Raw genomic sequence first — 17,580 nt, 5'->3', positions numbered from 1 at the left:
ACGTTGCTCCAACTACGCTGTCCTTTCTGTGGAAATTTCAGAATAGTTAAATAAGGGGGAAGAAAAATGAAATTTAAACGGGCATGGAGTTTACTTGCAGCAATGACGCTTGGCGTTGGTCTCCTCGCTGGCTGTTCTCAAGGAGAGAAGGATGGGGCATCAGGATCTAAAGACAGTGATGAGATTAAAATCGGGGTTAACCTCGAACTCTCAGGAGCAGTAGCATCGTACGGAACATCTGAAGCTGATGGTATTCAGTTAGCAGTTGATGAAATCAACGAAGATGGGGGTATTGATGGTAAAAAAATTAAACTCGTAAAAATCGATAATAAATCAGATGCTGCTGAAGCAACAAACGCAGCGATTAAACTGACGACACAAGAAAAAGTTGTGGCAATTATCGGAGCTGCAACAAGTGGAGCTACCGTTGCCCAAGCTCAGATTGCAAATGATAATAAGACACCACTAATCAGTCCATCTGGAACGAGCCCGTCAGTTACGGTCAATGACAAAGGTGAAGTTAACGAATTCGTCTTCCGTACATCATTCATCGATCCTTTCCAAGGGACGGTAGCAGCAAACTTTGCAGCTAATGACCTTGGCGTTAAAAATGTTGCAATCTTCTCGGATAATTCAAGTGACTATTCAAAAGGTCTTGCTGCATCTTTCAAGAAGGACTTTGAAAAAGCAGGCGGAAAAGTTATCGCTGAAGAGTCTTATGTTGCGAAAGACTCTGATTTCCGTTCTACATTAACACGTATCAAATCAGCAAAGCCGGAATTCATCTTCATCCCTGGTTACTATGAAGAAGTTGGCTTGATTGTAAAGCAAGCACGTGAAATGGGTATCGACGTTCCACTTATGGGTGCTGACGGTTGGGATTCTCCAACATTGTTAGAACTTGCAGGAAAAGATGCTCTAAACAATACGTATACAACAAACCACTATTCTTCTGACGATCCTGATGGCGCGGTTAAAGCGTTCAATGACAAGTTCAACGAAGAGTACGGCAAATCTCCAGATGCGTTCAACGCGCTTGGATATGACACAGTGTACTTGTTGAAAGACGCAATCGAGCGTGCAGGAAGTGTAGATTCTACAAAAATCAAAGACGCACTTGAAAAAACAGATGGACTCGATCTTGTAACAGGTAAATATTCAGTAGATGAAAACCACCACCCAATTAAATCAGCAACGATCCTTGAATATAAGGATGGCGAGCAGGTTTTCAACACGAAGGTAAATCCTTAATTTCATGAGGGGCGGGGGAACTCTCTCCCTGCCTTCTTTTTTTGGATGAATGTCAGGTGGAAAAAAGGAGTGAGACTTCATGGAGTGGATTCAGCAACTAGTTAACGGTATTTCTTTAGGTAGTATTTATGCGCTAATTGCGCTTGGGTATACGATGGTATACGGCATTATTAAGTTAATCAACTTCGCGCATGGCGAAGTGTTCATGATAGGTGCATTCATTGGCTATATTTCAATTGCAGGTTGGGGGCTAGGCTTTTTCCCAGCACTCTTAATTTCAATGGTGTCTTGTGCAGTAATCGGTGTTGTTATTGAACGGATTGCCTACAAACGTTTACGGAATGCAACACGGATTGCAGCACTTATTACTGCCATTGGAGTTTCTTTGCTCATCCAAAATGGAGTGATTTACTTTAGAGGTGCACAACCAGCTGCTTACCCACAAGTGTTTGCAAACAAATCTTTTAACTTCTTCGGTGCTCAAATCAGTACACAGGCGATTCTAATCCTATCCGTATCTGTCGGTTTGATGCTCGTTTTGCAGTTCATTGTACATAAGACAAAGATTGGTAAGGCGATGCGTGCTGTATCGTATGATGCAGAAGCCGCTAAACTGATGGGCATCAACGTGGACAACACGATTTCAGCAACATTTGCTATCGGGTCTGCACTTGCTGGAGCCGCTGGCGTCATTTTCGGTATCTATTATACGAAAATCGACCCGTTAATGGGCGTTATTCCAGGTTTGAAAGCATTCGTTGCCGCTGTACTGGGAGGTATCGGAATCATTCCAGGAGCAGTTGCAGGTGGACTTGTTTTAGGCGTAGTAGAAACAGTTGTCAGCGCACTTGGATTCTCCTTGTGGCGGGATGCTGCAGCGTTTATTATTTTAATTTTAATCTTAATCTTTAAACCTTCTGGCATCTTCGGCAAAAACATAAGAGAGAAAGTGTAGGTGAATTGAAATGATGAAAAAGTCTAAACAGTTTTGGGTATTTGCCATTTTGGCAATTGCAATCTTCGCTGCTACCCAGTTTATGATAAGTGGAGGATTTTTAAATAATTTCTATTCCAATACACTGATCTTTATGGCCATTAACATTATGCTGGCTGTCAGTTTACATTTAGTAATTGGTATTACAGGTCAGTTTTCACTCGGGCACGCAGGATTCCTTGCAGTCGGCGCTTATGTCTCTGCGATTATGACGATGAAACTAGACTTGCCATTCTTTGCAGCGATTTTAATTGCAGGAATTGCAGCAGCACTTGCAGGTCTAGTCGTTGGAATTCCGAGCTTGCGTCTTCGTGGCGATTACTTAGCCATTGCAACACTCGGATTTGCTGAAATTATTCGGATCATTTTCTTGAATATCGATTATGTTGGCGGAGCAGCTGGAATGCAAGTTACGCATTTAACGACTTGGACGTATACGTTCATCTGTCTGTTTGTAACGATTTTAGTCATCGTGAACTTCACCAATTCAAGACATGGTCGTGCGTGTATCGCTATACGAGAAAATGAAATTGCTGCAGACGCAATGGGTATTAATACGACGTATTATAAAGTCCTAGCATTTGCAATCGGTTCGTTTTTTGCAGGCGTTGCAGGCGCGTTATATGCACATAACTTTTACATTATCCAACCGTCAAACTTCGGATTTCTTAAATCAATCGACATTTTGATATACGTTGTGTTAGGCGGTCTAGGCAGCTTGTCTGGTGCAATTGTTGCAACAATCCTACTTACGATTGTTTCGACATTCCTTCAAGACTTCCCAGAGACTCGTATGATCATCTACAGTTTAGTGCTCATCATTGTTATGCTATACCGTCCAAAAGGGTTGATGGGCAAAATGGAATTCACGGATTACTTGAAACTGTGGATGCGTCCGAAAGGGGGAAAACAGCATGAGCAGTGAGGTATTGTTAGATGTGCAAAACGTCGGCATCCAATTCGGAGGGCTAAAAGCAGTTTCTGGATTCAATATGAAAATTAACAAGGGGGAACTGGTTGGACTAATCGGGCCGAATGGAGCCGGGAAGACCACAAGTTTCAACTTACTTACAGGAGTTTACGTTCCAACAGAAGGACAAATCCTTTTTGATGGGAAGAAAATCAATGGGCTCGCTCCTTTTAAAGTAACTCGTTTAGGGATGAGTCGTACCTTCCAAAATATCCGGCTGTTCAACGAACTTTCTGTACTGGATAATGTAAAGGTAGCGTATCATTCATTAGCAAATGACTCCGTGGCGAGTTCGATCTTTCGACTCCCACCTTATTTTAAGAGTGAACACGAAATGGAAACGAAAGCGATGGAGTTCTTAAAGATTTTTGAACTAGACCAATACAAAGATGAAACCGCTAAAAATTTACCTTATGGAAAACAGCGACGTTTAGAAATCGCACGTGCACTCGCTGCGAATCCTCATTTGCTTTTGTTAGATGAACCAGCAGCCGGGATGAACCCGTTTGAAACGAAAGAATTGATGGATCTAATTGCGTTCATCCGAAACCAATTCGATTTAACGATTTTGCTGATTGAACATGATATGAACTTGGTAATGGGGATTTGTGAACGGATCTACGTTCTAGATCATGGTGTTCTTTTAGCAGAAGGGGTACCGGAAGAGATTCGTAATAATCCTAAAGTAATTGAAGCCTATTTGGGGGAGGAAATTGTATGAGCATGCTGAGCATCCAAGATTTGAACGTCTATTACGGCAGCATCCATGCATTAAAAGGTGTTTCACTAGAGGTCAATGAGGGCGAAATCGTTACTCTGATCGGTGCGAATGGAGCAGGGAAAAGTACACTCTTGAAAACTTTGTCCGGACTGTTGAAACCGAAAGAAGGAACTATATCGTACCAGGACTCAATCATTAGTGGTAAACCTGCTCAAACGATTGTTAAAATGGGTGTTTCTCAAGTACCTGAAGGGCGTCGTGTGTTTGCGGATATGTCTGTTGAAGAGAATATTGAGCTTGGCGCTTACTTGAGGAAAGACAAAGCTGAAATTGAAAAGGATTTTAAGAAAGTCTATAGCATCTTCCCGAGACTATATGAGCGTCGTAAACAAACAGCAGGAACCCTTTCAGGAGGGGAGCAGCAAATGCTGGCCATGGGAAGAGCGATAATGGCACGCCCTAAGTTACTTCTATTAGATGAACCTTCTATGGGACTTGCTCCGTTAATGGTAAAAACAATTTTTGAGACGGTGAAAGATATCAATGCAGCGGGTACAACTATTCTATTAGTCGAACAGAATGCACACATTGCGTTATCGATTGCAGACCGAGGATATGTGATTGAAACGGGACGTGTGATTCTTTCTGGAACTGCAGCGGAATTACAAGCGAGTGAAGAAGTGAAAAACGCTTATCTTGGTAGCCATTAATCAACAAAATAATGAAAGAAAAAAGCGTCCGTTTGCGGGGCGCTTTTCTTGTTGTAACCCTTTAGTCATCAAGTTGTTCGCTTTCTGAATATATGTTACATTATTGCTAGTGGGGAAAAAAGTAAACGCTTAAATGGAATGGAATGGAGATGGAAGCTGTGTCATGCAAACCTGGGGTGGAAAATAAAAAAGAGCATATTCGTAAACCGGATTGGCTTAAAATTAAGCTGAATACGAACGAAAACTACACAGATTTAAAAAAGATGATGCGTGAGAAAAACCTTCACACAGTTTGTGAAGAAGCGCGTTGTCCAAACATACATGAGTGTTGGGGAGAGCGACGAACTGCAACATTCATGATCCTCGGAGATACATGTACAAGAGCTTGCCGTTTTTGTGCCGTCAAAACAGGATTGCCAACAGAGTTAGATTTGGCAGAGCCGGAACGTGTCGCTGATTCGGTAGTACTTATGAATTTGAAACACGTTGTCGTTACAGCAGTTGCACGTGATGACCAAAAAGATGGTGGATCTGCAGTATTCGCTGAAACGATTCGTGCGATCCGAAGAAAAAATCCATTTGCGACAGTTGAGGTACTTCCTTCTGATATGGGTGGAGATTACGACAATATTAAACGTCTCATGGATGCAAAACCGGATATTTTGAATCATAATATTGAAACAGTAAGACGGATGACACCAAGAGTTCGTGCACGTGCGACATATGATCGATCGTTGGAGTTGCTTCGTCGGGCAAAAGAGATGTATCCTGAGATACCTACTAAGTCATCAATCATGTTAGGTGTCGGGGAAACGTGGGAAGAGATAATAGAGACAATGGATGATTTACGTGCGAACCAAGTAGACATTATGTCGATTGGTCAGTACTTACAACCAAGTAAAAAACATTTAACTGTACAAAAATATTACACGCCAAAGGAATTCAAGGAACTCTTTGAAATTGCGATGAGTAAAGGCTTTTCGCATTGTCAGTCTGGCCCACTCGTTCGTTCAAGTTACCATGCAGACGAGCAAGTGAACGCAGCAGCGAAAGAGCGTCAGCGTAAAGGCGAAGAACTGCTTGAATCCTTGACTGTGAAAGGCTGAGTCGCCATGACAGAAGGACTAATTACATTGGATCAGTACGAATTTGAGATTGTCGAAAACTTTCGTGAAGGATTCGATAACGAAGCATTGCTGAGTCGATACAGTGAAATCCTATTAAAATATGATTACATTCTTGGAGATTGGGGATATGGACAACTCCGTCTTAAAGGCTTTTTTGAAGACCGTAATGCAAAAGCGACTTATGAAACAAAGATCAGCACGTTACAGGATTATCTCTATGAATACTGTAACTTTGGATGTTCTCATTTCATTTTGAAAAAAGTAGGGAAAGTGAAAAAAGACCAAGTGGAACCCTCTGTAATACAGGAAATCCCTATTGTAGAAGAGAGTCCGCAAACACCATAATCCCTAATTGAGTAGGACGTCTTGGAGAATTCTCTATGACGTCCGTTTCTGTATGAAGTTATAACAAAGATATTCTAGGAGGAACCCGTATGTATTTTATTGACCGGAAAAAAATCAGTGAGACGCTTGCTTATATGGAAGAACTACTTGCTCAATTTTCATCTGAACGGAATTGGCAAGAGAGTCTATTGAAGGAATTGGCGCTGGAACGTATTGCACAAAGTCTTATAGAGTCGCTAATCGATGTTGGAAACACCATGATTGATGGTTTCATTATGCGAGATCCTGGAAGTTATGAAGACATCATCGATATTATGGACGACGAGAAAGTGATTAGTAGTAATATGGAACAGCCTCTTAAAGCGATGATTGAGTTACGAAAAATGCTTGTTCGTGACTTTATGAAAGTCGATCGTACAGAAGTTGAGAAAACCATTACAGAAAGCATACCAGCACTCGAAAAGTTTCCAAGTTGTGTACTTATGTATTTAGAAAACGAATTGGGTCCTGTTTCTGCATTTCTTCCAGAGGATTCTCCACATGGATCGTTATAAGACAATCTGTTTGGATTTGGATGGTACCGTTTATAAAGGAAATCAAGCGATACTTGAGTCCGTCGCCTTCATACGAACGCTGCAAGAATCGGGAATTGAGCCGTATTTCATTACAAATAATTCCTCACGTACACGAACGGAGCAGCGGCAGAAGCTTCAAAAATTAGGTGTTTTAACTACGGAATCACACATTATGACAACCGCTATTGCAAGTGCGACTCATTGTGCACAGCAATTTGCTGGAAAAACGGTTCAAATGATTGGTGAATCTGGATTGAGGGAAGCGTTGGTAGCAGAAGGCATTCATATTGTTGCTCAAGGCGGGGAAGTTGTGATCATGGGAATTGATCGTCAAATTACTTATGAGAAATTAGCACACGTCTGTTTGGCGATTCGAAATGGTGCTGAATTCATTGCAACAAACGGGGATCTCTCCGTACCTAATGAGATTGGATTAGTGCCTGGCAACGGAGCGTTTCTTGAACTCGTCCGAGCGTCAACAGGAATCGCGCCAACAATAATTGGTAAGCCACAATCGTATATGCTCGAATTCATCCGCCAACAAAGTGGTGCACGTAAAGAAGAAATGATTATGATCGGTGATAACTACGAAACAGATATTCTCTCCGGAATCCGCTATGGCATCGATACTCTCCATCTTGAAGGCGGTGTGACATCTCGTGAAGAGGTGGCTGCACATAGTGAAGTGCCAACTTATATGTTTAAGACGTTAGCAGAATGGCGTTACGAAAGATAATGTCTACATATACTTGAACTAATTGTGCCTAGTAACTTACCACGTATAATAGAAAAGGACTTGCCTATGTGGGGCAAGTCCTTTTTGCAATCTTCCTATTATTAAAAGAGAGGATTCTCCTCTATGAACTCGTAAATTTTTTCTGTCAGCTCAGCTGGTGTATCCGCCTCAACGACTTCACCATTCACAAGCGCATACAATGACTCCGCACACTTCGTGCAATAGCTCAGACAGCCATATTCAAGAACATCGAGATTCGGATCTCTTTCTAGCGTTTCTAATGTCTCTTGAGAACCATTGGCTAGATTGCTAATGCAAAATTCAACTATCGGGTTCACACCTATCACCTCACCTTGTACGATCGTACTCTTTTTTTGTTCTATCGTCAAAGCCTCTGCCTTATTGTGAAGAACGTCACAAACTGTTATACTCATACGTGAAGAAACAACGGAAATCTCTAACATGAAGGAGACTATTATGAAAAAACTAGTATTATTAGGAGCCGGTTACGGGAATATGAAGATTTTACTGCGTGTGCTGAACAATCTGCCCGCAGACGTAGAAGTGACACTCGTAGATCGTACATCATTCCATAGTTTGAAAACAGAATTCTATGCACTCGCTTCGGGCACTATCCCTGACAGCGATGTACGTGTTGCTCTGCCGATGCACGAGCGACTTAAAGTGATCGAAAGTGAAATAGCAGGAATTGAAGTAAAAGAAAAATGCGTATTGTTAACAGACGGTAGACAACTGAATTATGACCAACTTGTCATCGGACTCGGTTGTGAAGACAATTACCATGACGTACCTGGGGCTGATGAATTCACGTACAGTATCCAGACGATTGGTCAATCTCGCGAAACATACAAAAAGCTACTGAATCTTAGTGGCGGCGCGACCGTCGGAATTGTTGGAGCTGGACTAAGTGGAATTGAGCTTGCGAGTGAACTTCGGGAAAGCCGATCAGATCTCAATATCAAACTATTTGATAGAGGTCCACGAATCTTGCGTGACTTCCCGGAGCGCTTAAGTAATTATATACAAAGTTGGTTTGAAAAAAATGACGTGAATGTTGTTGCAAACTCAAATATTACTAAAGTAGAATCGAATGTCCTTCATAATCATGAAGAACAAATTACTGTGGATGCAGTCGTATGGACAGCAGGGATTCAACCGACCAAAGTCGTTCGCGAGCTAGATGTTGAAAAAGATAAATCGAATCGAATTGTGTTGAATCAGTATCACCAAATTCCGGGATATGAAAATGTCTTCGTAGTCGGGGACATTGCTGCTCTCCCACATGCACCGAGCGCCCAGCTTGCGGAAGGACAAGGAGACCAGATCGTGACAGTTCTTCGCCTCCTATGGAGCGGGGAAGCACTGCCAGAAAAGATGCCGGAAATTAAGCTGAAAGGCTTTATGGGGTCTCTAGGTAAGAAACAAGGATTTGCGTACTTAGCAGATCGCACAGTGACTGGACGCATTGCCCGTCTAATGAAGTCAGGAGTACTATGGATGTACAAGTGGCACAACGGGTAATTGGAACAAACAAAAGCGTGTGAGACCGAGAGAGACGGTCTTACACGCTTTTTTCGTTATCAAGTTAAGAGTAGTTTAGTTCTCAATTATAATTTCACCATTATCACTTAAATGGAAGCAACGAATCCATGCTTTTCAAGCTCTTTGAAAATTGGTTTGAGTTGAATATAGCCCTCACCGATCACTTCTTCATTCACTAGAACGAGTGGATAGAAATATTCATCTTCTTTTACAAGTTCAGCGAGATTACGCTGCCGTTCATTTTCAATTTCAGATTGAATATCAATATATACAATCTCAAAAGGATGATTTGGATATTTTCGCTGAATGGCAGCATCCAACCATTCATATGTATCTTTTGACGTTGGTGCATTCACACAACTTGCACAAATGATCTCTGCCCCGTATACTTCAACTGTAACGTGTTTGGCTCTCAAAGCGAACGCCTCCTGATTCTCTATTGGATTTTTTTCGTGATCCAGTTTATAATGACTATAAGGAAAGGGGAGTTTAAAACCTATGGCAGAAGCAACGATGAACGAATCTGTTCAAGAAGTGTTGAATAAATTACGTCCGTTCCTCTTACGCGACGGCGGTGACTGTGAACTAATCGATGTGGAGGACGGAATTGTTAAGCTACGCCTTCTTGGCGCATGCGGTACGTGCCCAAGTTCCACAATTACATTGAAAGCTGGTATCGAGCGTGCACTGCTTGAAGAAGTACCAGGCGTTGTAGAAGTAGAACAAGTTTTCTAAAGGCCAATTGGCTTTGCAGGAATGGGCCACAGGTCCGTTCCTGTTTTATTTTTCTTGTCGTATTTCTTGCCAACGTTCCTTTGCCAGTTCAATAAGCTGCGGTTCGGTCGAAGTCTTTTGTGTTTCAATAATTTTTGAGAAATACTGTACAGCTTTTTCTCGATCGCCAATACGACAAGACAGTTCGCCTACCATATAGAGCACACGTGGTTCAGACATCTGAGTACCTACGTGATCAGCTACAGAATACGCTTCTTCATATAAATTACGTGCTAACGTTAAAAAGCGTTGTTCTTCCGCTCTATTTTCCATGATCCTGTAGAGCCACGCGGTTCGCGCCGTGATCCCAGCAGTGGTGAGTGGTTTTTCTTTTTTGACGATTGCCGTTAAATAACCTAGCTTGTAAGTGGAGATTGCTTCTTCAAGCGACCGTTCTCCGCCAAGACTATGTGGTTGCCATCCAGCCGTGATGACAGATGCGATTTGTTCTTTTGTACCCGGAGCAAAATAGGGTGCAAAATCATCCGTGAATGAAAACCCACAACTTGGGCATACCGCAATATTGTAAAACATCGGATTGACGTCACTGTCGGCGTAGTTCGGTTTGAAATCACTATCAGTTGAAACAACCCTTGCAAAACGAGAGCGTACTTTGGTCGTTGTGAAGGATTCTTTACAATTCAGGCAAACCATTTTTTTGTCGTAAAATGGCGTCACTTCCACAGTGCATCATCCTTTCGTGCATTCTACTCTATTATAACAAACCTGAACAGAACAAGGGGATTTCGTTGCATTGCATTTTCCATCATTGATATGATGGAGATAACTTAGGAGGGATACAATGACACAATTACTTAACTTATCCGAAGCAGCTGCCTACCGTGTCAAAGAAATGATGGAGCATAATGGAGAACAAGGTTCTTTCTTACGTGTTTCGGTCAATGGTGGCGGATGTAGTGGACTCACGTATGGTATGGGGTTTGACGCTGAACAGGCTCCAAACGATCAAGTATTAGATCTTCACGGTGTACCCATTGTTGTATCTACTGAAGATGCGGACATTTTAGCAGGTACTGTTATCGATTATAAAGAGTCCTTGATGGGTGGCGGGTTCACCATCGAAAATCCGAATGCCATTGCTTCATGTGGATGTGGGACATCGTTCAAAACTGCCAAGAAAGCAGGAACGCCAGCTAGTTGTGATTGATCGATATAGATAATAAAAGTCTCTTCGACAAGTTCTGTTTTTGCAGAAACTAATCGGAGAGACTTTTTTTGGAAATTTAATTGCCAACACCGTACGATCTAATCGTTTGTGACTCACCATTCACTAGGAAATCGAGCGAGTCATGTTTTGAATCTGATGTCAGTTTGTAAATATGCGGCTTGCGTTCTCCAACTTGTTCGTTTACAACATTAAATTTAATGAGCAGTATATTGTCTTGGAGGTCTGTGTCCGCTACTACATCACCAGAAGAATGGAAGACGACGTAGGAAACTGTCTGACCCGTTGTAATATATTGAAGTGGTACATTACTATCAATAACCGACTCCACATTGGTAGGAGCGGATTTTATTTCTTTTAAACTAGTAGCAGGTACTGAACATCCGGTTAAGACTAAGGCGAAAAGCAATCCAATGACTAACCCCTTCATTTAGTAACTCCTTTCACTTAAATGAAAACTGATTTATCTGGTAAGTTATAACTTTTTCAACTATATCATTACGGATGGAAACTCTCAAGATGGAACAAAGTCCCAGTACTAACGAAGCGCTTATGAATTTTAAATCTTATATTCGTAGAATCTTTTTTAACTAGGATTCATTGGAAGTAAACGTCAGTAAAATAGCTCAATTCCACTTTTTTCGTCAATTTAAGAAGACAATACCAGGATATTTCGACATGAATGATTATATTCCTAATATGCTATTGATATAACAGGTCAAAAAGGCTACTATTAATAAGGAATATAAAATTTAAAGTGCTGGGTTGTAGGAATCACGTGATTTTTACAAGACGGCACATCATACAAGCAAAGGTGGAACCGATTCCCGTGAAAAAGAGACCTACAATCCTAGTTCTAGGTGCAGGATATGGTGGATTAGCTACTGTTGTTAATCTACAAAAATCACTTGGCGTAGACGATGCAGAAATTATCCTTATAAACAAGAATGACTACCACTATGAATCTACTTGGTTACACGAAGCAGCGGCAGGTACATTAACTGCTGATCAAGTTCGCTATGATATCGCTCGTGTTATCAAACAAGACAAAGTTTCTTTTGTAAAAGCTGAAGTTCAAGCAATTGATGTAAAAGAGAAAATTGTTACATCATCTGCTGGTAAGCATACTTATGACTATTTGGTCATCGGTCTTGGATTTGAAGGAGAAACATTCGGAATTCCAGGTCTTGATAAGTATGCACTTTCGATTGCAAACGTTAATGCAGCTCGCCAAATCCGTGAGCATATTGAATACCAATTCGCAACGTGGTCTTTAGAAGACGTGAAAAAAGATAGCCGTCTTACAATTGTTGTTGGTGGAGCTGGATTCACAGGAATCGAATTCCTTGGTGAACTTGGAGATCGCGTTCCAGAATTGTGTGAAGAGTTCGATGTACCTGCGGACAAAGTAAAAGTACTTTGTGTAGAAGCTGCACCGATGGTTCTTCCAGGATTTGACCCTGAGTTGGTTGAATACGCTGTACGTCAATTGAAGTCTAAAGGAATCGAATTCTCAATTGGTACACCAGTTGTTGAAGCGACTCCTGAAGGGGTTAACTTGAAGATAGGCGACGACGAATTTGAATTCATCGAAGCTGGTACTGTTGTATGGGCTGCAGGTGTCCGTGGTAACCGTTTAATTGAAGAGACGGGTATTGAAAACATGCGCGCTCGAGTTAAAGTTGAAAAGGATCTTCGTGCTCCAGGATTTGACGATGTCTTCATCGTAGGTGACTGTGCACTAATGATCAACGAAGAAATCAATCGTCCTTTCCCACCTACTGCTCAAATCGCGATGCAGCAAGGGGACATGTGTGCAAATAACCTAATTGCTCTTATGAAAGGTCAACCTACTCAAGCATTCGTTCCTGACTTGAAAGGTAGTATTGCCTCTCTAGGGTCAAGCGATGCAATCGGTGTAGCTTTCGGTAAGAAAATGACGGGTAAAAAAGCATCATTCATGAAGAAAATGGTAGACAACCGTGCACTTTACTTAATCGGTGGCGCTGGTCTAACATTCAAAAAAGGAAAGTTTGATATTCTTTAATATTGAAATCTCCGACACTTGTCTGCTTTTTTAGAGATGGGTGTTTTTTTATGAACTTTTCAACAACTTCATGACAGTTGTCACAGCTGTTGAAAGACGAGAGGGATTCGGGTAAAATGAACTAAGGAAACTGGAGGTCATCGCTTTGAGTACAATTTCACTGACGGAAATTATTCTGTCTGTCCTCATCTTTATTGTCATGTTTTTCGGCATTGGCTTTTTGATCAATATGCTACTACGTATGTCGTGGGTCATGGCTATTGTGTATCCGATTGTCGTTATTTTAATTATTGATGAAGTGAAGGCATATGAATATATTACAAAACCGGGTCATGCGTTCAGTATGCTCGGAGACAAACTTATGGCGTTGCATACAGTAGACGTCGTTATTCTTTCAAGCGGTTTAGTTGGAGCAATTCTCTCGGGATTCGTGAGTAAGCTTTTGCGCAAACAAGGCTATCAAATGTTCTAAAAAACGCTCAGGCGAAAGTCGCCCGAGCGTTTTTTTATACAATAAATGAATAGGTGATTACCGAAATCAGGATGCCGGTTACTGCCCCTGCGAACACTTCACTTGGTTTGTGGCCGAGTAACGTCTTCAACTCTACAATCTTTTGTACATCGTCTTTCTTAATCCAACCCTTAGTACCACTAACGAATGTTTGGAAGTCTGCACGTATTTGATTAATGATCAATGCTTGCTGGCCTGCTTGGTAGCGAACGCCACTCGCATCGAACATAACGATTACAGCAAAGATTGCTGAGATGGCAAACATCGAAGAATCGAGTCCGTGCTCGAACGCAATTGCAGTCGTAAGTGCTGTCACTGCAGCCGAGTGAGAACTTGGCATACCGCCTGTTGAGGTCATTAACTTCCAATCGAGCTCACGAGTGAGTAAAAAGTGAATCGGAATTTTAACGAATTGTGCGAAGAAAATTCCAAATAGTGCAACCAACAGTGGCACATTGTTCAAGATGGTCATGTAGGCACTCCTCGTCTGATGTATGATAGAAAATAGTCCGGAAACCGAAGAAATTTTTGGTTTCTTCAAGAACTGGTATATAATTAAGAATGTATGAAAATGAGGAGGTAGTCAAATGAAAACAATTATTACAAACAAAGAGATTACAGAGAGCAATTTAGATGCACTCGTAATCGGTGTGCCTGAACATCCTGAAAACAAATCGAATTGGAATGTCATTAATGAAGCATTCGATGGGAAGTTGACGGAATGGGTTAAATCAGGTGATGTGAAGACGGAGTTAAACGTAATTACTAAACTCCCAGCGATGGGGGATCATGCGTTCAAGCGTGTTGTTTTCATCGGACTAGGAGCACCTAAAAAGTTAACAGACCAAAGTTTGCTTGAAGTCTTCTCGAAGCTCGGGAAAGAGCTCAAATCAATGAAAGTAGATAGCGCTTCCATTTGGGCCGATTCGTTCACCACAGAAGAACTCGAAGCCGAAGATGTCGCTTTTGCATCCCTTCAAGGTCTTATCTTAGGAAGCTACCAATTTGCAGACTATAAAACTACTTCAAACGAAAAAGACTTTGAATTTAATACAGTCGAGCTTGTTAGTTTTGCAGACGAAGAAGAATTGAAAGCGGCAGTTGAAGTTGGTCTTGTCCATGCAGATGCTGTAAACTCTGCACGTACTCTCGTCAATACACCTCCAAATATTTTAACTGCGGTTAAGATGGCGGAGCATGGAGAGATGCTTGCTGAAAAGTATGGCTTTGAAGTTGAAATTCTAGGTAAGAAAGAAATGGAAGAGCTCGGAATGGGTGCAATCCTTGCAGTCAATAAAGGCTCTGTCGAAGAACCGCGTCTAATTGTCCTTAAGTATGCTGGTGGAAATGAAGACTGGACGGACGTTGTCGGACTTGTCGGCAAAGGAGTCACTTATGATACAGGTGGCTATTCACTGAAACCACGTGAAGGCATGGTCGGTATGAAAGGGGATATGGGCGGCGCTGCAGCTGTATTCGGTGCGATGCAAATCATCGGTGAATTACGTCCAGCGCAAAACGTCATTGCAGTAATTGCTTCTACGGATAATATGGTTTCCGGAGATGCATTCAAACCGGATGATGTCATTACTTCACTTTCAGGGAAAACGATTGAAGTGTTGAATACGGATGCTGAAGGTCGTCTTGTCTTGGCGGATGCAGTTACGTATGCAAAACAATCAGGTGCGAATTATCTAATAGACGTTGCTACACTAACAGGTGGAGTAATTGTTGCACTCGGTAAAGATAAAACAGGTGCATTGACGAATAACGAAGCCTTCTTTGAAGACTTCATGGAAGCGTCTGTAGAAACAGGAGAATTCGTTTGGCGCTTGCCATTAACGGAAAGCGATAAAAAGCGTATTCGTAAAAGTGAAGTAGCTGACCTTAACAACTCACCAGGTCGTGATGGTCATATGATCTTTGGCGGCGGTTTCGTAGGAGAGTTTGTAGGGGATACTCCTTGGATCCACTTGGATATTGCAGGAACGTCTGAAGCAGATGCACCACACGCACTTGGGCCTAAAGGCGCAACAGGTGCCATGACAAGAACATTAGCAACATTCATAGAGAGATTAGCTGAAGACAATTCAGAGGCGTTATAAGTGTCAGCCTACCCCTTTCTTGGCCCAATGAATAGGATAAGTGGGAAAGGGGGAGGAAGATGTCAAGACACGGAGGCAATAACTTTGGTGGAGGAAGAGGTTTTGGCGGAGGAATAGGTTTCGGCAGAGGTGGATTAGGCTTCGGCTTCGGCGGACCTTTCCTAGGTGGATTAGTTGGCGGTTTTCTCGGTAGTGCAATTACACCATACGGATTCGGTGGTGGCCGCGGTAGCGGGTATCCGCCATACGGTGGCTATCCGCCATACGGTGGCTATCCCGGTGGCTATTATCCATACTCATGCCCGCCTTATTACAACCCGTATTGATGTTTGTAGGTGATACTTCTTGGATAGTGGAGGAACATCTAAAGCGAATTCACCACACGTACTAGGACCTAAAGGCGCAACAGGTGCCATGACAAGAACATTAGCTACGTTCATCGAGTGCTTTGCTGAAAACACTTGCGAATCGTAATAGGTGTCTGCCTACCCCTTTGTTGGCCCAATGAATAGGATAGTGGGAAAGGGGGAGTAAGATGCCACGACATGGAGGCAATAATTTCGGCGGTGGAAGAGGCTTTGGCGGGGGAAGAGGTTTTGATGGAGGAAGAGGTTTCGGCGGAGGTGGTTTTGGATACGGCTTCGGCGGACCCTTCCTAGGTGGATTAGCCGGTAGCGTTCTCGGTAATGCAATTTCACCTTACGGATACGGTTATGGTGGAGGCTACGGTGGGGGATATCCACCATACGGTGGAGGATATTATCCATACTCATACCCACCTTACTACAGCCCCTATGGCTACTGGTAAACAATAAAAAGACGCAGTGTCCGATTCGGGACGCTGCGTCTTTTTTTCACTCTTCTTCATGAGATTTTTGATCACCAATTGCTTCTCCAAGATCATCTCCAACGGTTAAGTCTGTCGGTTTAACACCAGACATATAAGCAGCACGACTCATTAAGTGGCCTCCAACAGGTGAGGTGATGAATAAGAAGACGCTGCCGAGCAACAGTTGAATACTGAAATGTCCTTTAATCCACCAAAAGTGAAGGAACACGCCGATCAGGATTCCGAGAACACCAAGGGTTGCACTTTTTGAAGCGGCATGAGCTCGTGTGTACACATCGGGCAATCGTAATAACCCGACTACAGTGACAACCGTAAAGAACACGCCTACGAGTATGAACAGAGCGATAATAATATTAGCGACGAGTATCACGGTCTATAATCGCTCCTTTTTCGATGAATTTCGAGAACGAAACTGTCCCGATGAAGGACATGATCGCGATAAGCAAAATTACATCTATGAAAAATATCGTATCAAATACAATCGATAGCAGCGCGATAATGGAAATTAGCATCACACCGATTCCATCCAACGCGATCAGGCGATCTGGAGTAGATGGTCCTTTGAATACTCGAACGAGCGTACCGAGCATGGAAAGGAAGATGATAATTAAGCAGATCCAGATGAATATGTTCATGTTCGGCTCACCTCCAGGATTGCTTTTTCAAATGATTGTTTGATGGAATTGATGGCTTCTTCAACATCATCCACATCGATTGCATGAACGTACAATGTCCTTTGATCATCCGAAACATGAATGACAATGGTACCGGGTGTCAAAGTGATTAAACTAGCAAGCAACGTAATTTCCCAGTCTTTTTCAAGGACAGTAGGCATTGCGAAAATCATCGGCTGTAATTCCAGCTTGGGTTTTAACACAAGCATTGCAACGGATATATTGGAAAGAATTAATTCCTTAAAGAAGATACCTGTCAATTTTACGCAAGCCCATAGTCGACCTACATACAAACGATTTTTGTAAAAACGTCTCGTCAGTATGAGCAGCAGTAAGCCAATAATATAACCGATTATAAATGTGGGAGGGGTGAAAGACGCCGTGATGAGCACCCACGTTATTGCGATGAAGAAGTTAAGTAATATTTGAAATGCCAACGTG

Annotated in this window: 25 protein-coding genes and 1 pseudogene; 18 read left to right on the top strand and 8 right to left on the bottom strand. The window is 42.2% G+C overall.

The window, feature by feature from the left end; genetic code table 11:
• Positions 1-66: 66 nt before the first annotated feature.
• The 9 genes from ACRPI0_RS10525 (at position 67) to ACRPI0_RS10485 (ending at position 7,429) form a co-directional block, all read left to right on the top strand.
• Positions 67-1,251, top strand: a complete 1,185-nt coding sequence (locus tag ACRPI0_RS10525; RefSeq protein ID WP_432352589.1) for an ABC transporter substrate-binding protein — start codon at positions 67-69, stop codon at positions 1,249-1,251.
• A gap of 79 nt (positions 1,252-1,330) precedes the next feature.
• Positions 1,331-2,206 (top strand): branched-chain amino acid ABC transporter permease, encoded by an 876-nt coding sequence (locus ACRPI0_RS10520; protein ID WP_432352587.1) that lies wholly within the window; start codon positions 1,331-1,333, stop codon positions 2,204-2,206.
• A gap of 13 nt (positions 2,207-2,219) precedes the next feature.
• Positions 2,220-3,170: a branched-chain amino acid ABC transporter permease gene (locus tag ACRPI0_RS10515; RefSeq protein ID WP_432355941.1), complete on the top strand. Its 951-nt coding sequence runs from the start codon at positions 2,220-2,222 to the stop codon at positions 3,168-3,170.
• A complete protein-coding gene (locus ACRPI0_RS10510; RefSeq protein WP_432352586.1) occupies positions 3,160-3,936 on the top strand; it encodes an ABC transporter ATP-binding protein in 777 nt (258 codons plus the stop codon). Before ACRPI0_RS10515 ends, ACRPI0_RS10510 begins: the two co-directional genes overlap by 11 nt.
• A 2-nt stretch (positions 3,937-3,938) precedes the next feature.
• Positions 3,939-4,646, top strand: a complete 708-nt coding sequence (locus ACRPI0_RS10505) for an ABC transporter ATP-binding protein (RefSeq protein WP_432355940.1) — start codon at positions 3,939-3,941, stop codon at positions 4,644-4,646.
• A gap of 176 nt (positions 4,647-4,822) precedes the next feature.
• Positions 4,823-5,752, top strand: a complete 930-nt coding sequence (lipA, locus tag ACRPI0_RS10500; RefSeq protein WP_432352585.1) for a lipoyl synthase — start codon at positions 4,823-4,825, stop codon at positions 5,750-5,752.
• A gap of 6 nt (positions 5,753-5,758) precedes the next feature.
• Complete coding sequence (locus ACRPI0_RS10495; RefSeq protein WP_432352584.1) at positions 5,759-6,118, top strand: YutD family protein; 360 nt, start codon at positions 5,759-5,761, stop codon at positions 6,116-6,118.
• A gap of 89 nt (positions 6,119-6,207) precedes the next feature.
• Entirely contained in the window at positions 6,208-6,672 is a 465-nt protein-coding gene (locus ACRPI0_RS10490; RefSeq protein WP_432352583.1) for a DUF86 domain-containing protein, read from the top strand.
• Entirely contained in the window at positions 6,659-7,429 is a 771-nt protein-coding gene (locus ACRPI0_RS10485) for a TIGR01457 family HAD-type hydrolase (protein ID WP_432352582.1), read from the top strand. The genes ACRPI0_RS10490 and ACRPI0_RS10485 overlap by 14 nt, the downstream gene beginning before the upstream one ends.
• 101 nt (positions 7,430-7,530) lie before the next feature.
• Here ACRPI0_RS10485 and ACRPI0_RS10480 read toward each other — a convergent pair whose 3' ends face one another.
• Positions 7,531-7,767 (bottom strand): YuzB family protein, encoded by a 237-nt coding sequence (locus ACRPI0_RS10480; protein WP_432355939.1) that lies wholly within the window; start codon positions 7,765-7,767, stop codon positions 7,531-7,533.
• A gap of 139 nt (positions 7,768-7,906) precedes the next feature.
• Between ACRPI0_RS10480 and ACRPI0_RS10475 the strand changes: the two genes are divergently transcribed.
• Positions 7,907-8,971 carry an NAD(P)/FAD-dependent oxidoreductase gene (locus ACRPI0_RS10475; protein ID WP_432352581.1) on the top strand — a complete coding sequence of 355 codons (1,065 nt, stop codon included), beginning with the start codon at positions 7,907-7,909 and terminating at the stop codon, positions 8,969-8,971.
• A 107-nt stretch (positions 8,972-9,078) separates the two neighbouring features.
• Here the strand turns inward: ACRPI0_RS10475 and ACRPI0_RS10470 are convergent, their stop codons facing one another.
• Positions 9,079-9,408: a YuzD family protein gene (locus tag ACRPI0_RS10470; RefSeq protein ID WP_432352580.1), complete on the bottom strand. Its 330-nt coding sequence runs from the start codon at positions 9,406-9,408 to the stop codon at positions 9,079-9,081.
• A gap of 82 nt (positions 9,409-9,490) precedes the next feature.
• Here ACRPI0_RS10470 and ACRPI0_RS10465 point away from each other — a divergent pair, with 82 nt between their 5' ends.
• Positions 9,491-9,727: a NifU family protein gene (locus ACRPI0_RS10465; protein ID WP_432352578.1), complete on the top strand. Its 237-nt coding sequence runs from the start codon at positions 9,491-9,493 to the stop codon at positions 9,725-9,727.
• Positions 9,728-9,772: 45 nt separating this feature from the next.
• Here the strand turns inward: ACRPI0_RS10465 and ACRPI0_RS10460 are convergent, their stop codons facing one another.
• Positions 9,773-10,450 carry a DUF2225 domain-containing protein gene (locus ACRPI0_RS10460; RefSeq protein ID WP_432352577.1) on the bottom strand — a complete coding sequence of 226 codons (678 nt, stop codon included), beginning with the start codon at positions 10,448-10,450 and terminating at the stop codon, positions 9,773-9,775.
• 118 nt (positions 10,451-10,568) lie between these two features.
• Here ACRPI0_RS10460 and ACRPI0_RS10455 point away from each other — a divergent pair, with 118 nt between their 5' ends.
• On the top strand, positions 10,569-10,934 hold the full coding sequence (locus tag ACRPI0_RS10455) for a HesB/IscA family protein (protein WP_432352576.1): 366 nt from the start codon (positions 10,569-10,571) through the stop codon (positions 10,932-10,934).
• Positions 10,935-11,010: 76 nt separating this feature from the next.
• Here the strand turns inward: ACRPI0_RS10455 and ACRPI0_RS10450 are convergent, their stop codons facing one another.
• Entirely contained in the window at positions 11,011-11,382 is a 372-nt protein-coding gene (locus tag ACRPI0_RS10450) for a peptidylprolyl isomerase (RefSeq protein WP_432352575.1), read from the bottom strand.
• Positions 11,383-11,781: 399 nt separating this feature from the next.
• Between ACRPI0_RS10450 and ACRPI0_RS10445 the strand changes: the two genes are divergently transcribed.
• Both ACRPI0_RS10445 and ACRPI0_RS10440 read left to right on the top strand, forming a co-directional pair.
• Positions 11,782-12,999 carry an NAD(P)/FAD-dependent oxidoreductase gene (locus ACRPI0_RS10445; RefSeq protein ID WP_432352574.1) on the top strand — a complete coding sequence of 406 codons (1,218 nt, stop codon included), beginning with the start codon at positions 11,782-11,784 and terminating at the stop codon, positions 12,997-12,999.
• Between the two features lie 199 nt (positions 13,000-13,198).
• On the top strand, positions 13,199-13,471 hold the full coding sequence (locus tag ACRPI0_RS10440) for a YuiB family protein (RefSeq protein WP_432355938.1): 273 nt from the start codon (positions 13,199-13,201) through the stop codon (positions 13,469-13,471).
• A 34-nt stretch (positions 13,472-13,505) separates the two neighbouring features.
• Here ACRPI0_RS10440 and ACRPI0_RS10435 read toward each other — a convergent pair whose 3' ends face one another.
• Positions 13,506-13,982, bottom strand: a complete 477-nt coding sequence (locus ACRPI0_RS10435; protein ID WP_432352573.1) for a divergent PAP2 family protein — start codon at positions 13,980-13,982, stop codon at positions 13,506-13,508.
• 115 nt (positions 13,983-14,097) lie between these two features.
• Here ACRPI0_RS10435 and ACRPI0_RS10430 point away from each other — a divergent pair, with 115 nt between their 5' ends.
• The 4 genes and pseudogenes from ACRPI0_RS10430 (at position 14,098) to ACRPI0_RS10415 (ending at position 16,423) form a co-directional block, all read left to right on the top strand.
• Positions 14,098-15,615: a leucyl aminopeptidase gene (locus ACRPI0_RS10430; protein ID WP_432352572.1), complete on the top strand. Its 1,518-nt coding sequence runs from the start codon at positions 14,098-14,100 to the stop codon at positions 15,613-15,615.
• A gap of 59 nt (positions 15,616-15,674) precedes the next feature.
• On the top strand, positions 15,675-15,941 hold the full coding sequence (locus tag ACRPI0_RS10425) for a hypothetical protein (protein ID WP_432352571.1): 267 nt from the start codon (positions 15,675-15,677) through the stop codon (positions 15,939-15,941).
• A 19-nt stretch (positions 15,942-15,960) separates the two neighbouring features.
• A pseudogene (locus ACRPI0_RS10420) lies at positions 15,961-16,089 on the top strand (hypothetical protein); the annotation flags it as partial.
• 61 nt (positions 16,090-16,150) lie between these two features.
• A complete protein-coding gene (locus tag ACRPI0_RS10415; protein ID WP_432352570.1) occupies positions 16,151-16,423 on the top strand; it encodes a hypothetical protein in 273 nt (90 codons plus the stop codon).
• A gap of 46 nt (positions 16,424-16,469) precedes the next feature.
• Here ACRPI0_RS10415 and mnhG read toward each other — a convergent pair whose 3' ends face one another.
• Genes mnhG through ACRPI0_RS10400 form a run of 3 tightly spaced genes read right to left on the bottom strand, consistent with a single transcriptional unit; the run spans position 16,470 to position 17,576 of the window.
• Positions 16,470-16,835, bottom strand: a complete 366-nt coding sequence (gene mnhG / locus ACRPI0_RS10410) for a monovalent cation/H(+) antiporter subunit G (protein ID WP_432352569.1) — start codon at positions 16,833-16,835, stop codon at positions 16,470-16,472.
• Positions 16,819-17,100 (bottom strand): Na(+)/H(+) antiporter subunit F1, encoded by a 282-nt coding sequence (locus ACRPI0_RS10405; RefSeq protein ID WP_432352568.1) that lies wholly within the window; start codon positions 17,098-17,100, stop codon positions 16,819-16,821. Before ACRPI0_RS10405 ends, mnhG begins: the two co-directional genes overlap by 17 nt.
• Positions 17,097-17,576, bottom strand: coding sequence for a Na+/H+ antiporter subunit E (locus tag ACRPI0_RS10400; protein WP_432352567.1), 480 nt, complete (start codon positions 17,574-17,576; stop codon positions 17,097-17,099). Before ACRPI0_RS10400 ends, ACRPI0_RS10405 begins: the two co-directional genes overlap by 4 nt.
• Positions 17,577-17,580: the final 4 nt, after the last annotated feature.

The sequence above is a fragment of the Sporosarcina sp. A2 genome (assembly GCF_050858885.1).
Lineage (GTDB): Bacteria > Bacillota > Bacilli > Bacillales_A > Planococcaceae > Sporosarcina.
The sequence above is the reverse complement of the archived record's forward strand: the minus strand, read 5'-3'. Positions and strand labels throughout refer to the sequence as shown.

Coding starts and splice junctions, on each gene's coding strand:
- ACRPI0_RS10525 (WP_432352589.1), top strand. CDS start 67: ATGAAATTTAAACGGGCATGGAGTTTACTTGCAGCAATGACGCTTGGC.
- ACRPI0_RS10520 (WP_432352587.1), top strand. CDS start 1,331: ATGGAGTGGATTCAGCAACTAGTTAACGGTATTTCTTTAGGTAGTATT.
- ACRPI0_RS10515 (WP_432355941.1), top strand. CDS start 2,220: ATGAAAAAGTCTAAACAGTTTTGGGTATTTGCCATTTTGGCAATTGCA.
- ACRPI0_RS10510 (WP_432352586.1), top strand. CDS start 3,160: ATGAGCAGTGAGGTATTGTTAGATGTGCAAAACGTCGGCATCCAATTC.
- ACRPI0_RS10505 (WP_432355940.1), top strand. CDS start 3,939: ATGCTGAGCATCCAAGATTTGAACGTCTATTACGGCAGCATCCATGCA.
- ACRPI0_RS10495 (WP_432352584.1), top strand. CDS start 5,759: ATGACAGAAGGACTAATTACATTGGATCAGTACGAATTTGAGATTGTC.
- ACRPI0_RS10490 (WP_432352583.1), top strand. CDS start 6,208: ATGTATTTTATTGACCGGAAAAAAATCAGTGAGACGCTTGCTTATATG.
- ACRPI0_RS10485 (WP_432352582.1), top strand. CDS start 6,659: ATGGATCGTTATAAGACAATCTGTTTGGATTTGGATGGTACCGTTTAT.
- ACRPI0_RS10475 (WP_432352581.1), top strand. CDS start 7,907: ATGAAAAAACTAGTATTATTAGGAGCCGGTTACGGGAATATGAAGATT.
- ACRPI0_RS10465 (WP_432352578.1), top strand. CDS start 9,491: ATGGCAGAAGCAACGATGAACGAATCTGTTCAAGAAGTGTTGAATAAA.
- ACRPI0_RS10455 (WP_432352576.1), top strand. CDS start 10,569: ATGACACAATTACTTAACTTATCCGAAGCAGCTGCCTACCGTGTCAAA.
- ACRPI0_RS10450 (WP_432352575.1), bottom strand. CDS start 11,382: ATGAAGGGGTTAGTCATTGGATTGCTTTTCGCCTTAGTCTTAACCGGA.
- ACRPI0_RS10440 (WP_432355938.1), top strand. CDS start 13,199: ATGTTTTTCGGCATTGGCTTTTTGATCAATATGCTACTACGTATGTCG.
- ACRPI0_RS10435 (WP_432352573.1), bottom strand. CDS start 13,982: ATGACCATCTTGAACAATGTGCCACTGTTGGTTGCACTATTTGGAATT.
- ACRPI0_RS10430 (WP_432352572.1), top strand. CDS start 14,098: ATGAAAACAATTATTACAAACAAAGAGATTACAGAGAGCAATTTAGAT.
- ACRPI0_RS10425 (WP_432352571.1), top strand. CDS start 15,675: ATGTCAAGACACGGAGGCAATAACTTTGGTGGAGGAAGAGGTTTTGGC.
- ACRPI0_RS10415 (WP_432352570.1), top strand. CDS start 16,151: ATGCCACGACATGGAGGCAATAATTTCGGCGGTGGAAGAGGCTTTGGC.
- ACRPI0_RS10405 (WP_432352568.1), bottom strand. CDS start 17,100: ATGAACATATTCATCTGGATCTGCTTAATTATCATCTTCCTTTCCATG.